The following is a 15,442-nucleotide window of genomic DNA, read 5'->3' as shown; positions in this document are numbered from 1 at the left end:
GGCGCTGCTAATGGCAGCCAGCGCCGCACTTATGATCACCTATCATAGGCACGAACCATCGCATCTTCTATCGACCCTTGGTGAGGTAAACGATCAGTTTTTCTTGCTTTTTGGCTGCATGAAATGCAGCACCTGATCCACACAGGCCTGGTCGCCCAAGTCATCCAGCGCGGTGTCGTGCAGCTTCTCCTCGCCCCCGGCCAACGCCCAAGAAACGCCTACACTGCTAGATGGCAGCATCCGTCCGATGCGTTCTGCTGACTGTTGGTCATGCTCGCGACGCACCCAGATGGCGAGTAGCAGCAGCACGCGCCGCGTCGAACTAGTTGAAAGCGTCTCGGCAGCCGTAAGGACTGCATCGGCGTCTCCGGCGCAAGCGAGCAACAACAGCAGCCTTGACGCCACACCCGGAATCTTGCCTGTCAGCACCTTCGGTGTGATGCGCTCCAGGACCGAAGGCACGATGCGCTCGTGCCCAACCGCCAGCGCGAGCGATGCCTGCTGCCGAATCCATTTGTCGCCGGGATTAAGGGCAACGTCTATCAAGGCTTCTTGGAAGCGCTCCTCTGCCTGGTTGACTAGCAATACGAAGATGGCGTGCCGCAGTTTCAAATCACTGGTGTTGATAGCCAAGCTGTACAACTCGTCGGCAGTAGCTGAGTCGAGCGCACCCAGCTTGCCCAGCGCTGCTACAGCGGCCTGCGCGATCGGGAGGTCGACCTCTTCGCCATAGTAGGACGCCCGAGTCGACCACTCGTTCTTGGACAGCAGCAACAGGGGGGCGCGATGGTCGGGGTGAGGCTTCGCGTCGAGCAGGTCCACGAGAGTCCGACATACGCGACTACCTTTGTTCCCGGCGAGAGCGATAATCGACGGAGGCAGCGGGGCTGGCAGTGGCGTCGCTACGGCAGTCAGCGCCGGCGCGACGACGTCCGCGAATCGATGCGTTAGGCCAGCCTGGACATCCTCAGTCGAGCCGTGCCGGATGAAAAAGTCAATCGCGAGTTCCGCAGCTGTCTCATCATCACAATCGGCCAAAAGCCACCGAGCATCTTCCGCGGAACCGACGGGCACATACGCATCTAGCTTCATCCGAAAAACGCGCACTTCCTCACTGGACGGTGTGATGCGCCTGACCACGGACTGTGCTCCGTTAGAGAGAACGGGCGTTAGCTTCTTCGCGACTGCATAGGCAGCGTCGCTGACCTGGTCGAAAGGGCTCGGGAGGGATGGAGCAGCCCATGGTACTGCCTCCTCACGATATCTCTCAGACACATCGCGCCGATCGCGCAGGTCACCAAGTTCAACGGCAATCTCGACCAATCGGGCCTCGTTGCCTTTTTGGACGAGCTGGTCAACCACGCCAGGAAAGCGACTGAGCGCGTTCTCGACCAAACATGTCAGCGCCCTGATGCGTATGCCGAGGTCTTGATGGCCCGCTATTACTAGGTCCACCAGGTCTTGCTCAAACTCGGGCACCCAGTGCTTGGTCAAGACTAGCCAAAGCAAATCCTCGCCGGCACTATGTCGCGTCAGTCCATAGATGCCTTTCAGTTCGTCAACCGAGGGCGGGACATCTCCGTCAAGCCGATTTAGCCAAGTTTGAAGTAGATGGTCGCTGTGACGATGTTCAAGGAGATGCTTCCAACCCAGCGTTGCACGAACCTCGTCGATATAGCCCGCCAAGAACTCACCAGCTACCCAGCCGCTGTCATCCTCAAAGTAGTGCTGGGCGTATTCTTCGTTGAATTCTTTGTTCTTATAACTCAGTGTGAAATCCGCCATCCGCTGCTGCTCAATTTTGCTGGGCATGAGCTCTGCGACGGCAAGGTCGACGACTGATTCAAATCCGTGCAGGTCCCTCAGCGCGCCCTTCAAAATGGCATCCTTGGACTGGATATGGCCGAAGTGCACCGCGGTGGAGGCGGCGTCAAGAAACGCAGGCGTCAAACTTGGAGCCAGCCGCTCAGCGGCCGTTACGAAGTTTGCGCGCAGGGAATCGCGGCCATGCGGCAGAAGTTCCCTGATGAAAGTCTCAACCACCACCCTGACCAGTTCATCTGCCCGCATGCGCTCATACCAGGCTTCCGGGTGCGCTGGTTCGCCCCATGCCATAAGACCCCCAAAGCTCCGGTCAGGCCGGTGCAGTAGGAAGCGCGCCACCTCCGCAATGTTGCAAGCGCTGGATCCCACCGATTCAGCAAGTCTGAGATTATGTTTGAACTCTTTTCCACCGTTGCAGACCACGTCGGTTAACCACGCATCAATCTTTGCCTGCACATCGGCTGATATTTTGGGCCGCAGCTCTGGCGTCGTCGCCAGTGCATGGAGCAACCTGGCAGAGGCGGCAACGCCCCACGCCTCGTCCGGTCCATCCGGGGAGGAAAGCGTTGTTATGAGAGAACGCAAGGACTTGACCGTTACAGTCTCGGCCCGCTTTAGCGCCTGCTCAATCCCGGCCTCCACACGCGGGTGGTAGTAGGAGATCGTGCCCTCTGCCTGTCGCAGGTTCCGCGCGGCAACGAAGAAATTGGCCAGAGGTGCCGCCCCCTTTTCGAAGGCGTCGCTCGCGTCGGCAAGCGCGCTATCGATCTGCCGCAGCAGCTGCAGCGAGAGCTTGTCATTGGCCTTCAGTAGTCCCCACAGCACAGCCGCAGCGCGAACATCCTTGCGCTCCTCAACTTGGTCGACCACCGTACGTTCGATGGAGTCCTGGTGGGCACGTTTAATCGCATCACTGATGAGCTGGGAGTCAGAGCGCTTCTTACTGTCTGCCTGGGTGGCCAAGGCGTCGAAGAACTTCTGAATTTCGAGCGGCGTTGCAAGTTCTGCTAGTACGACCGACTGGCTCTCTTTGGCCAGCAACTGGACGTTGCGGGGCAAACCGTCAATGCGGGTTTGATAGAGCCGCTGACGCTCGCGGGTACCGTAATGCTCAGCTTCAAGGCTCACCTCCCAGCGCTTGACCGTATTTAGTGCGCCGGAGCTTCTCGCGACGTCCAGACGCGAGGTGGCAACCACCAGTCGGTCAGGTCGGGCATGCGCGAAGTGCTGAGCGAGCTGATCGTTCCAGGGGCGACTTCTAGGATCAAAGTCGTAGCGCCCCCACGGATCCTCGATGTCGTAAAGAACCGGAGGCGGCGTCTTGTCGTCCCTGATCTGGTCAGGCCCGTACTTGATGGGAACCCGGGTAAGCCCAGGAATTTCTTTGCGCAGCTCATCGTAGAGCTTTAGCGTGGCCATCGTCTTTCCGGTGCCCGACTGGCCAATGATCAACGCTGCATTGCGCTCGAGCATTGACGCCTTGATCTCCACCCAGTTGGTTGGCTTTATGTAGTGCTCCAGCTCAGGTGAGCTCGCGATGTAGCCGTCGTGAGCGCGTATGACTTCTTCGAGTTCCGCGCGAGTCCAACGGCCGCCACCGGCACCACCCATGCGAGCGCGTGCTTCGTCCCGGAGCTTTCGGCGGCACACTTCTAATCTCGCGTTCGGCACGCGCAGCTTCTCCGACATCAAGGCCTTGATGTCTCGCTCGAGTCGCTCGAAGTCCTGATTTCCGATGATTGCCACTCGCTCCTCTGAACCAGCAGGAAGCACAGACCTGATTGAGGTAGCCAGATCGGCGGCCTTTGGCCAGAGTCCAGCGCTGCGAACTTGTAGGCCTCGAACTCCTCCATTCACCCCGGCGGATGTCACCAGGAGGTATCGATTCTGCGGATCCGCCAACCGGCTAGCCGCGGATGGGCGGTTTGTTCCGTGCTCGAGCAGCCCTTTCACCCCAGCAACAGACCAAGCGTCGCCGCTACGGAGCTTTGCTTGAACAATCAAACGGTACTGCTCGACCTCCGCGATCGTTACAACGTGCCCAGGCTCGGTTTCCGCTAGATCCGCTTCGATGTCTTCCTCCGTGGCTGGTTCGAGGATCACTTCATTTGCCAACTCGCTTGACAGCACCAGGTCGAGCGCCAACCAGACGGAGACGTCGATCTGATACTCATAGCCGATCATCGAATGACTTCCGGAGCCGGCCTTCTTCTTGCTCGGCGCTTTGGTTTTCTTGTTGCTCACGTCTAATCCTTTCCGGTCGCTCGCTTCAAATGATTGATTTGCAATGATCCGCCTATAGCGATCTTCAGGTGCTTTCCGGTTCCGGCCGGATTACTCTGTTTACCCATCAACTGACGAACATTGTTGCTCTTCCTTGTATCGGGCGACCGCAGTGGATCAAAGCCGTCGCTCGCGACATCATTCACGAACGACAGCTCCTGGCCGAAAGCGGACATCCTGTCGCGGGGCGGTCAACAGTGCTCGTTGCGAAAGATCAGCTCGGATGTATATCGGCTCGTTCATGGAGCCGATGGCAGTCGACGACAGCCGCCGGCGGGATCATCGTGGAATCAGGTGTAATTGGTGAAGCGTTCCACCAGCGATCTTAGGTTTCGCCCATCCACGGCCCTTCCGTTCTTAGTGAAATGACCAGTAATAACGCGATCGGCGAACGGGCCAAACAGGTAGGGGAGCCACTCTACTTCCTTGGCATCTGCCGGAAGAAGTTCGAAGCCCCAGCGATGTTGGGCGTTCTGCAGCATGGCGATGCCACGTGCGGCGATCTCCACCACCGTCCAACGCTCGCACAGCGTGCTGATCTGGATTTCCGAATAGCTGCCCGACGCGTAGCGGCTCCGCTTTCCCTGGGTGTCTCCTATCGTCTGATAAGCATGGTTCGAGTTGGAGGCATTCAGCGGGCCGGAAAGCAGCAGCAGGTTGCCCAATGACCCGGCGATCGCCGCGGAGGCTCTGTCGCTGTTGCGTCCTTTCGTGATGATGGCCTGCTGCCAGTGTTCATTGGGCGTCTGTGGGTAGATGTGCTCCACGGAATCGGTCCAGTGGAATCGCTCCCACGGCTTCTTTTCCTGCTTGCCACGAGATCCGCGCAGGCGCTCTTCCCAGGCCATCACCACCAGCTTGCCGAACGACCAGCCGTAAAACCCCGTACCGCCCTTCTTCGCGAAGCGGTCATTTACCGCTGCCAGTACGCCCTCGGCGCCGAAGTAGCCCTGCCAATCGAACTGTGGGTAGGTGAGGATTTCCTCGTCTTCGTCATCGTAGCCCTGGACGTTGTTGATCAACGAATGCAGGTGCTGAGTGGCGATTTCCACAGCTCCCACCGCGTTGACTGCGGGCACCAGCGAAGCATGGCGCGTGAGGACACTCGGGTCGTTGTTGGCCACGGCATAAGCCGACCGATTGAGGTCGCTTTTGCCGGTATGGGCGGGCCGGTCTGCCGCCTGCAGAACCAGTACGCCAAAGCGTTCGGCCTGGGACACAAGTGCCGAGAAGGACGCGGCCCAGCCGGTGTCCTTGTCAGGATACTGCAGGAAGGCGGGGTACTCCCGGGCAATGCGCACCAAGGCCCACAGCAGCAGGGGCGGAGTAGCGCCTTCTGCGGCTTGATTCAAGCGATGGATACGGTCTGCGACGGTCGCAGGCAGCTTCTCCGGTGCGTTCAGCAGGTGCCAGCAGGCCGCTGCCTGTTCCAGACTCTGGACGTACGCCACGATGTTGTCGCTGTCGACAGCCTGGCGGGTGGAGAATTCCTTGTCGAAGAGCTGGACGTTCAGCCAGTCATAGACGCGCTCCACGCGGAACCAACCGGTGGAGTGGGCGGAAAGAAACGCGTCATCCTGGAGCAGCTGCTTGCCGGCCCCGAGGCTTTGGTAGATGCCTTTCCAGCAGCGGTGCACTTCGGAAGCCGCGTGCTTCCCGCGCACGAGATCGTGGTCCTGCGAAGCCAGGTAGATCAGTCGGTTCTTGAGCTTCTCGAGCGTGCTCAGCGGGCGCCCGCGGTTGTTGATGGTCTCGAAGGCGACATGCACGTCGAACTGTGCGCCGATCGTGAGGACGAAAATCCTGAGGCGATGCATCAGAACGTCAAGATACGGCTGTGCCGCCTCGGCTCGACGGAGCGGGGCGGCGCGATCAGCGAAGAATTTCCACGCCGACGCGATGTTGCGTGCGTAGTAGGAAGAATGCTGGGAAACGGTGGCTTCCAGCTGGCGCTGCGCCAAGGCGTGGAAATCGAAGCAATCCTGCAGGACGGGGTTGTTCCTGAACCTGATCGGGTAGGCGGTTCCGCCGAGGGCGGAGATCATCAGTGCGATGGTGACCATGCGCTGCTGTCCGTCAATCAGCTCACTGATGCCGTCGGCGTCACTCGCGCCCAGCATGAGGGCGCCGGTGTAGTGCTCGGCGGTGCCGCGGCTGACGATGCTTTCGATGTCGTCCCACAGGGCCTCCCAATGTTCCTTCTGCCAGGAGTAGCCGCGTTGGAACTCAGGTATCTCCAAGGTGCAACGGGAGGTGATGTCGCTTATCGAGAGAAGATCTGCGTTGCTGAAGCTCATGGTGTTCTCGTGCGTATCAGGTTGGATGATGGTGTTTGGAGTGGATCTCCCCAGGCGTGCAGCCGGAAAGCCGCCGCCCCTGTGCGGCTGGAAGAGGGTCACCCCAGCAGCTGCCAGGCCAGCAACCCCACCAGGGCTACCGCAGTGACGCCCACGGCCAGGCGCAGCTTGCCCTGTGCGGCCCGGCTGTCCGTCTGTTGCTGTGCCAACGCTGACTCCCAGCGGCGATCACTCCCGGCGATGGCCGCCACCAGCGCCTGGGCTTGCCGTTCGGACTGTTCGGCCAGTGCCTCGGCGTGCTGCTGCGCGAGATGCTGGCGTGCGCCGGCCTCCACGACCAAGGCCGCAGCCAAGGCATCGCCATGCTGGCGCAGCACTGTCACGTCGTCCCGCAGTGCCGATTGGTCGGCCTGCAGCGGCACGAGCACCGTTTCATGCAGGCTGGCAACACTCGCCAGCAACTGGTCATGGGCCAGGGTCAGGCTGTCCTGCAGCACGCTCATCTGGGTGGCCGTGTGGACGGAGCTGGTCGCCAGGCGCTCCTCCACGTCCATTTTCAGGCGCTGTACCTCGAGCTTCAGCGCCTGCTCGGCGATGGTGACGCGCTCCACGCAGCCCACCAGTTTCAACGCCTGCTCTTGAGTGAGCCCCTTGGCTTCCAGAATGCCCTCGCTGACGAGGATGATCTGCTCCTGTTGACGTGCCTGTTCTTCCTGCTGCTGCAGGATCTGCACGTTCTGCTCGCGGATCTCGATGGCCTGGCTTTCCAGCTGCTCCTGCTGGTCGTGCAGGGCTTCCTGCTGAATGTGCAGCACCTTGGAAAGCGCGGTGTTGATCACCAGCAGTTCCGAGGTGGATGCGGTGAGGTTGCCGATGGCCGTGTTGAGGTCCATCTGCGCATCTTCCATGGCCTCCTGGCGGCCCTTGAACAGGTTGCCGATTAAGTTGCCATCGCGCTTTTCCTGGCGCGCCTTTTCCAGCTCGTTGGCCTTCCTGCGCAGGGTCCTGCCTTCTTCACCCATGCGTTTCACCAGGGCGCCCACGCGACCCAGGTTGTCCAGATTCTGCGGCAGGTCCACGCTGGCGACGGCGCGTACAATCATCAATTCTTGACTGGCCTGTTGGGTCACGGCGTTCATCCTTGAATCTGTTGGCGGTTGAGAAAGTCTTCCAGCAAGTCGTGGCCTTCCTGCAGGCATTGCAGGGAGAGATCGCTCTGCGACACGTGATCGCGCGCGCGGACATTGCTTTGAGACAGGCTAGAAAGAGTGGCTGCACCATCGGCGGCGGCGGCGCTGTAGTGCTCGCCCACGACCTGATACAGGTGCAGTGAATGGAGGTTCAATGCGTAGCTCTGCAGGGTCAGCGCGGTCTGCTCGGCAAGCTGGTCAGCCAGTTGTCCCCGGCCCTTGGCATCGGCCAGCATCGCTTCAATGCTCTGGTAATTGGCATCGTGGCGCCGGCGTTCAAACACCGCATCGATCTGGTACGCCGTCAGCGCCGACAGCAGGCCGGTGAGGATACCCACCAGCACCGGAGCCACTACGTTGGCCACTGGTACGAGTACCGGGATGCTGAGCAGGAAGTTGGCCACGCTTTCACCGATCAGGACGCCCATCGTAGTCATCAGCACGGTCGAGAGCATCTTCAGGCCGGCCTGCAGAGCGGCCTCCTCGCTCATGTGCGCGGGCGGGAAAGCGATCATGCGGAATGCCTTGAACAGCCCCAGCAGACCCTCACGGATGGCCGTGACGTAACGCTTGGCCGTGGACAGCACATTGTTGAGCAGGAAGGTGAGCAGGTTGCTCACGAATCCGCTGAGCCCGCCTTCGAAAAGCGCGCCAACCGCCTCCGGCACCTTCTTTGCCACGTTGGTGGCCACCGTGACCAAGCGCTGGCGCAGCTCCGCCAACAGCGCCTTGCTCAGTTCGATGCCCTTGCGGATGAGTGTCTTGAACTCCACGAACAGGCTGTTCACCAGCTCGGTCAGCAGCACGCCCATGGCCTGGCGCAGGCCCACCTGCCGGGCCTGCGCCAGGCCGGTGCTGGCCAGTTCGGTGGCCTGCTTCTTGAGCAGGGCGGTGTCTACTTTGGCATTGATGGCATCGCGTGCGCGCTCGTAGGAGGACTGAACCGCCTGTGGATCGAAATCCAACGGCTTGCCGGTTTCCTCTGCCTTGGCGAGCTTGGCATCCACCCAGTCGTCTACCGGATGGCCACCCTTGGAGGCATTGAGCGACTTGTTGGTGAGCGACAGGTTCGCCTCATCGTTCACCACGCCAGCCATAGCCGAAGTGTCCACGAGCGGCGTGCCATCCACCATGGTTACCTTGCCGAGCGCCAGGTGGTTCTTCGGCGTTTCGTGGAATTCCTTCAGCGAGATGACATGGTCCAGCTCCATGGTGACAGGCACGCCGTCCTGCGTGGTGCTGCCATCGGCGGTTGTCTCGAAGGACTGCCCGGCGTACTCGTCCATGCCCCGTTCCAGGTGGGCGTCGCGCTTGCTGTTCCAATCGCTGTCGCCGTGGCCGGCAGCGCGGGCCTTGGCTTTGGTGTCCAGCGTGTACTCGGCACGGTTGAACTCTTCCTTGGAGTGCTTGTGCAGCGCTTTGTCCTCGGCAGTGGCGACGTAGTTGTCATCGTCACGCTCGAAGTTATGCAGCGTGGTGACGTTGCCCCCGTTGCGGTCCTCGAACATCATCGGGTTCAGGCCAAAAGGCCCGATCAGCTGGGAAAAAACCTGCTTGCGGCATTCCTGGTAAAGCCGGTCCAGCCGTTGCTCACGCAGTTCCGTGGCAGTCATGGAAGATCCTGGGGAAGGGAGGGTCATCGCGCGGCCTTCTGCACGGTAGCTTCCAGCCATGTGCCAAGGGAGGGGGCAACCAGGCGGCGGCGCGGGTGGTCGTGCTGGAATGTGATGATCTGCCCCACCTGGCCACCACGGGACGGGGCGGTATCAATGCAGAGATGGTCGCCGGCTCCGTTGGCGGCGAATGGGATCCAGCTCGCATGCCACCACGCCGATGCAATGCCGTTGTCTGGCGCATTGGGCAGGTCATCGAAATCGCCATCGCTTGCCAGCCGGGTCAGGGTGGCCCAATCGGTGGCAATGGCCGCGCAGCCGGAATAGGCCATCTCACCAAACAGGCCTGGACCCTTGCGCGCCTGGCCGTCATGCCGGCGCAGGCTTTCGGCCAGTTCGTAGGGCAGGGCAAGGGAGAGGGTGACTTCCAGGTCGGCAAGCTGGCCGGCTTGAGCCGGGGGGCGCAGATCGGCCAGACGCGTCGGGTCATGCGCTAGCAGCCACTGCTCAAGACGATTCCATGTCTTCTGCATTGGTGTGTTCCGTGGTGGTAGCACCCTGACATCGGCCAGGGCAACGTGGCGCCATCATAGTCATGCACCGTCGCAATGGAAGAGACGCGACGCGCTAGGCGGGCGGTGCCTCGATGCTGCTGCCGCCGCTTTTCGTGCACGCTGTTATCGGCGGCCTGGCGCGCATCTTTAGGCGTGCAGAAAGTGTTCTTGGTTGGGGCGCCCTGGGGTGCCGTTGGAAGCGGCGGGGCGATTGGCGGTGCCACTGGAGGACCTTGTGCCCTCGTCTACTCCTGGCTGGGAGGGGATGTAGAGCGAGCAGGGGATCAGGGATGTTTATCGCGGGTAGGGCTGATGTCTGCTTCTGCCCCGAAGGGGTTGTACGGGCGAGACTGTCTATAGAGCCGAGGAATTAACGCGCTAGCCGGACTCGGTAGCCAAACGTACGATTAGCAACCAAAGATGGTTGGCCCTTGCGTTCTAACGTGGTTAACTTGTAGCGCTTAGTCCTTGGGCTGGAGATATGCCTGCCCAAAGGATAGTCATAGAGACGTCGACAGAGTAGGCAAGTGAGTACCACTATTTTTCCTAAGCTCCCAAATCCCACATTGGCGGAAGATCCTCAGTGGAAGCTTTTCGATCAATACTTGGCCCGCAACGGAATCAGTCCCGTCCAGCATCCCGTATTGAGGTCCTATCAGCACTCTGCAGAAGGGCGCTTTCTCAGTGCGCACGAGCTCAACCATTGCTTGACGTTGGTGGGGGCTGGTATTAGGTACGCCTACTACGCGACTGGTGGGGACTCGGCAGAGGAACGCTTAGGGTCTCTAGAGGTCTTCACAGATCCCAATGGCCAGGATTACGAATACAGCAAGACGGAACTCGATCTGCTTTTTGAAACACATGGAGTCCGCTTTGATGCGGCAAGCGTGGTATACAAAGGCGTTGGCCATGACGAGTTCTATGAGTATCTGAACCTCTCTGAGGCTGTCCAAGGCGACGTTATCCAGTTCCATGGATTTCTGAGCACGTCAGTTTGCCGTAGCAGTGCGGAGCGATTTGCAACATCTAACGTGTTGTTGGTGCTTTCGAACATAGATCGCATTCGAGCTCTGGTACCTCCCAATGAGGCGGTGCTCAATGGACTTAATGGGGAAGCTCCAGAGCAAGAGATCTTATTGGATCGCCAGCAACGATTAACCGTTCGGGGCGTCAAAAATCTCTCTGGTAGGGAGGGGGGGGTTCCGGGAGATAAGTTTAGAGGCAACTCAATAAGCAGCGGTTCTACCTCCGATGACAACCGGCGACTTTGAATCGGCCGCGGTCTTGTGCGAGGCTAGCATTCGGGAGCCTGTCCGCTTCCGAACAGAACCGGACATTGAGTCCACAGCAACAACGTGATCTGACTTGTGGCAGTCGCTACGGGGCCTTTCTGCTCGGAAGCATTAGCCCACCTGTTGATTCTATCTGGCTCACGCGCTCTCGTTGGGTGTGGCAGAATTTTCCGCAAACATGACCGGGGGGCAAGATGCCGAAGTACTCTGGACCTGACGATATCTACAGGGAACTGGTAGACGAATCGGATGAAAATTGGTTGCTAGGCCTCCTGGCCTTCGCAGTCATCGAAGAGCAGCGGATCGAGTGGGCAAAGCACCGATTTGAAACGTCGGGAAACTCGCCGACAACCGCGGACGTTCAAGCATGGTACGAGTCGCAGCCGCAGAGCACTATCGTTAAGGCAAAGGCCGAAGCGGAGGCGGCGTTGCGTACCTACGGAGCACAAGCCGTCGAAGAATTCGATGACACTTACCGCCAGGAAATTGCCCAAGGGATCGTTGTTGCTGAGATACAGAAGTTAGGGCGGTGGGTTCCTCAGTTGGGAATGAACGTTCTTGGCGGTGTTATCGGCTCTATCGTCTTTACCGCTCTGCTGATCATCATTGCCGTTTTCGTATTGCACGAACCATCGACGAATGACATAGCCCACAAACTTAGACAGCAAGTGGAGAACAAAGATGGCCAAATCCGAAGTAACAAGTAAGCGTGCAGCATCAGCTGCATCGAAGGTGCTGCGCGACAGTGGGTCGAGCAAGTCCGCCAAATCGGCTGCTGGTTCTGCACTATCACAGCGCTCCACTACAAACACTACTTCCAATCGTGCAGCTACTGCGGCATCCAAAGCTCTTAATAGCGCCGGCTCAAGCAAGGCCGCACGAACAGCAGCGGGTTCGGCGCTCACGCAGAAGCCAAAACGGTAGCGGGAGCAGATTAAATATGATCCCATCCATCAGACACTAGGAAGTCATCCGATGCCGCTCAAAGTGGTACTCGACACAAACGTCTACAGCGGCGACAAGTTCCGGCTAGGGCAGGCCTTCAAGACACTGGGCAGCTTGTGTCAGAACGGTCATGTTGAGGTTATGCTGCCATACATTGTCAGGCGCGAGTTCGAGACGCAGCTGGATACCAATGCCGCAGAGATCCTGGCGGCCTTCGAAAAGGCCAGCACGCGGCTGGCGGCTGGCCCCATTCCCGGCGATCTACGTGCCGAGCTTGATGAATTGAGGAGGAAGTTCAAGACACGCAAGCAGGAGGTAATCGGTTCCCACAGTGCCGATTTTGCCGTGTGGCGGCAGGAGCATGCGGTCAGTGAGATGGCACTCAGTGGTGACCATGCCGTTGCCGCCATGAAGAACTATTTTGCCGCCGGGGCACCGTTCAAATCCGCGAAGACGCGAGATGACATTCCCGACGCGATGCTGTACCAAGCGGTGATCGACCTAGCAAACGCAGGATCTGTGATCTTCGTGTGCAATGATCGGAAGCTGGCCATCTCGGTTGCCGATATCGGAAGCATCACGCATTACGGCGACCTCAACGAGTTCTTGGCATCGACCGAGGTCCAGGCCATCATCGCCCAGCATGATACGGCCAACGACGTAGCCAATCTATTGCTGCGTCTGAAAGCCTTGACCGACACTCTCCCGAACTTGCTCACGGAGTACGTGTCCGACCACGGCGGAGAGCAGATACCGGGAATGCGCTTTAGTTCACCCGGCGTTCCCGGTGATGATCGCGAAGCTTACGTCTACCAGTTCGGCAACTTGTACGACATCGAGTTTGATTGGGATAGCGCTGCTTATCACGGCGACCTGGTTTACGTCGTACCATTCGCCGGAGCAGGGATATTCAACATCAACTACTTCGTATCCAAATGGGACGCGCACGAGATCGAGAGCCGGGGAGCTAGTTACCGCTATCACAACGACTATGTTGTGGAAGCTGACGAAGAGGCCGAGCTGTGGGTGACCGGCATGCTGCGTATCCAGGTTTCAGACGAGTACACGCCGGAGGACGATCTGGCGGATGCCATCGAAGAGATGAGTATCGACTCGGTGGACGCGCCACGTCTTATTGAGGACCGGGACTAGCGATCTCCTGCGTCAGGGGCGACCGAAGAGGTCGGTTAACTGGCTGGCTTGCCACTATCCTACTGGGCCATTTTGGCATCCGGATCACGCACCATCCGCCGACGCGTAGTGGCGTCTCATCTATTGATACGCCAGCTGGGCAAGCTATCGACATGACCACCTGCAGCCCGACCCTGACTGTCGCACGCCACGGCCTATTGCTGGTGGATATCCGTTGCTATCACTGCCAAGCGCTCACTTCGGTCGCCGCGATTCGGGTGGCTGATTTCGAGGATCCCGAGGACGGGAAGTCCTCGACACGGGGAGGCCGCACTTCTTGCCTATCCTGAGCGACTGGACGAAGGGGCGACCCTCTTGATCCGAACACATGTCCCTTGCATGCACCTGGTTTCAACCAAGACGTCTGGGATCATCTACTGGGCCAACGATGGCCAGGTTTGCGGAGCGGCGCATGGCGATCACTATGTCGGTGGTGTCGATGGGCCTTATTGGACACAGGACGACGAAGTGTTGGCCCGGCTGAAGTTCGTGCCGGGGGCCAGGCCGTTGCGGGCTGCCGGATCCAGCAGCCAGAGTTCATCGATGACGTGGATGGAAGGTCTCTGCCGGAATGGATAGCGGGCCAAGGAAAGTTGCACTGGCCCACGAGCCGCACTATGGGGTCCTGGACCTGGCCGAAGGGCGCTGCCTCGACCTCTACGAGTTCGTAGGTGAAGGCGACTACGCCGAACTGGTGGAAAGAAGACGTGTCGCCCTGGAACATGAACTATTGGACGGCAAGGTTCGCTATGTCTGCGAGAAGTGCGGCAATGCCATGGTGTTGCGCTCCATTCCCGCGAACAAAAAAACGGAAAACAGGTTCTACCTCAAGCATCGCTTCAAAAACGAGGACTGCGGTGGAACGAGAGGGGTGTCCCACGACGCGATCTGCGCGATGAGGTATGGCAACACCAAGGAGGGTGCTGCCCACAAGCTCTACAAATCCATTATTGCCCGTAGCATCGCCACCGATCCCGCCTTCACGAACCCGGAAGTGGAAAGCCACTGGGTCGATTCGGATGGCATTCGCTGGCGCCAGCCCGATGTGCAGACCGAATGCAATGGCGTGCGTGTGGCGCTGGAAGTTCAGCTTTCCACGACCTTCCTGCACGTGATCGCGCAGCGGCAATCCTTCTACCGCCGCAACCTGGGCAGGCTGATCTGGTTCTTTCGCGACCTGGACATCGCCAAGTTCCGGCAGGCCGAAGACGACATCTTCTACTCTAACAACCGCAATGCGTTCCACGTCAGCCAGGTGACACTTGAACGCTCGCAGCGTGAGGGTCGCTTCACGATGGAATGCGCGTGGCACGAGCCCCGCTTGGTCGATGGGGCAATCGTCGATGTCCGCATGCAGGACACCGTCTATTTCGACCAGTTGCAGTTCGATGTCAGCGCCGTCGGCGCCCCGCGAACTTACTACTTCGATTATGACCGCGCTCGCGCTGCGCTGGATGACCAATTGCGTCGCCAGGCGGAATATGATCAGTACAAAGCACGGGAGGCCGTGGATGCACCGCTGCGTCAACTGATGGAGTCGATGGTGCTTGGATACGCGGACGGTCTCAACAGCGCCGCGTCGTGGGACAACGTCCGTGACCGATTCGGCCGGCGGGGCTTCGATTTGCCGGATCACTTCTTCTACAACGACGGGCTCTTCCCAATCCTGCAGGCCGCTTACTCGGCCAAAGAGGGGCGACCGGTCGCATGCCGCCAGGCGCATTTGATCCAACTTGCCAATACGCTGTTCAACTCGTACAAGCGGTCACTGCTGGTCTTCTCCGCGATGATGCGGCACTACGATCGTGCCGAGCTGCTGTTATCGCGGGGCAATAAGGAAGAATGGCTTAAGAAGGTGGGGAAGTACCACGCCGGTTGGCTCGATGGCGATCCACAGTTCGCGCCCGATCGTCGCTATGACGATCTGTTGGCCTTCCTGTTTCCCGAGGCTGCGGACAAGCTACGGATGCAGCCTTGTGAGCTGATCTCGAAGCGCCGGCGTTAGCTGGGCAAATCCGCTGGTGCAGATCATTCTCGTGTATCAGCTGGCCGGCGTAGCGCCTAAGCGAAAGTGTCGTAGTCGAACCGGCACCTGCGAAGCACTTCCGTTGGAACGTATTCGGCCCCCAGTCCGTTCACGCGGCCACGTTCCGCGATCAGGTGCAGGTTCTTCCTTGCCCGCGACGCGACTACATACAAGAGGCGTTTTGCGCTGTTGCTTCCTATCACTCCCTATCAGCTGATCTTTTTTGG

At 59.4% G+C, this 15,442-nt stretch carries 9 protein-coding genes; 4 read left to right on the top strand and 5 right to left on the bottom strand.

Annotated elements, in window-relative coordinates; genetic code table 11:
* Nucleotides 1–93: 93 nt before the first annotated feature.
* The 5 genes from CPBF1521_RS11435 to CPBF1521_RS11415 form a co-directional block, all read right to left on the bottom strand.
* The gene (locus tag CPBF1521_RS11435; protein WP_147295449.1) at nucleotides 94–4,068 is read right to left on the bottom strand and encodes an nSTAND3 domain-containing NTPase; all 3,975 of its coding nucleotides are present in this window, start codon (nucleotides 4,066–4,068) and stop codon (nucleotides 94–96) included.
* A 329-nt stretch (nucleotides 4,069–4,397) separates the two neighbouring features.
* Complete coding sequence (locus CPBF1521_RS11430; protein ID WP_147295448.1) at nucleotides 4,398–6,404, bottom strand: GmrSD restriction endonuclease domain-containing protein; 2,007 nt, start codon at nucleotides 6,402–6,404, stop codon at nucleotides 4,398–4,400.
* A 98-nt stretch (nucleotides 6,405–6,502) separates the two neighbouring features.
* Nucleotides 6,503–7,603: a coiled-coil domain-containing protein gene (locus CPBF1521_RS11425; protein ID WP_181901200.1), complete on the bottom strand. Its 1,101-nt coding sequence runs from the start codon at nucleotides 7,601–7,603 to the stop codon at nucleotides 6,503–6,505.
* Nucleotides 7,540–9,207 (bottom strand): hypothetical protein, encoded by a 1,668-nt coding sequence (locus tag CPBF1521_RS11420; RefSeq protein ID WP_115677012.1) that lies wholly within the window; start codon nucleotides 9,205–9,207, stop codon nucleotides 7,540–7,542. Before CPBF1521_RS11420 ends, CPBF1521_RS11425 begins: the two co-directional genes overlap by 64 nt.
* 23 nt (nucleotides 9,208–9,230) lie before the next feature.
* On the bottom strand, nucleotides 9,231–9,740 hold the full coding sequence (locus tag CPBF1521_RS11415) for an SMI1/KNR4 family protein (RefSeq protein ID WP_115677011.1): 510 nt from the start codon (nucleotides 9,738–9,740) through the stop codon (nucleotides 9,231–9,233).
* 548 nt (nucleotides 9,741–10,288) lie between these two features.
* Here CPBF1521_RS11415 and CPBF1521_RS11410 point away from each other — a divergent pair.
* From CPBF1521_RS11410 to CPBF1521_RS11390, 4 genes are all read left to right on the top strand, one after another.
* Nucleotides 10,289–11,032 (top strand): ADP-ribosyltransferase, encoded by a 744-nt coding sequence (locus CPBF1521_RS11410; protein WP_115677010.1) that lies wholly within the window; start codon nucleotides 10,289–10,291, stop codon nucleotides 11,030–11,032.
* Between the two features lie 215 nt (nucleotides 11,033–11,247).
* A complete protein-coding gene (locus CPBF1521_RS11405; protein ID WP_115677009.1) occupies nucleotides 11,248–11,760 on the top strand; it encodes a hypothetical protein in 513 nt (170 codons plus the stop codon).
* 268 nt (nucleotides 11,761–12,028) lie between these two features.
* The gene (locus CPBF1521_RS11395) at nucleotides 12,029–13,150 is read left to right on the top strand and encodes a PIN domain-containing protein (protein WP_115677007.1); all 1,122 of its coding nucleotides are present in this window, start codon (nucleotides 12,029–12,031) and stop codon (nucleotides 13,148–13,150) included.
* A gap of 610 nt (nucleotides 13,151–13,760) precedes the next feature.
* Complete coding sequence (locus CPBF1521_RS11390; protein WP_115677006.1) at nucleotides 13,761–15,194, top strand: DUF6035 family protein; 1,434 nt, start codon at nucleotides 13,761–13,763, stop codon at nucleotides 15,192–15,194.
* The last annotated feature ends 248 nt before the right edge of the window (nucleotides 15,195–15,442 follow it).

Source organism: Xanthomonas euroxanthea, assembly GCF_900476395.1.
Taxonomy (GTDB): Bacteria; Pseudomonadota; Gammaproteobacteria; order Xanthomonadales; family Xanthomonadaceae; genus Xanthomonas; species Xanthomonas euroxanthea.
Note: the sequence above shows the minus strand (reverse complement) of the source record. Positions and strands in the feature narration are given on the sequence as shown.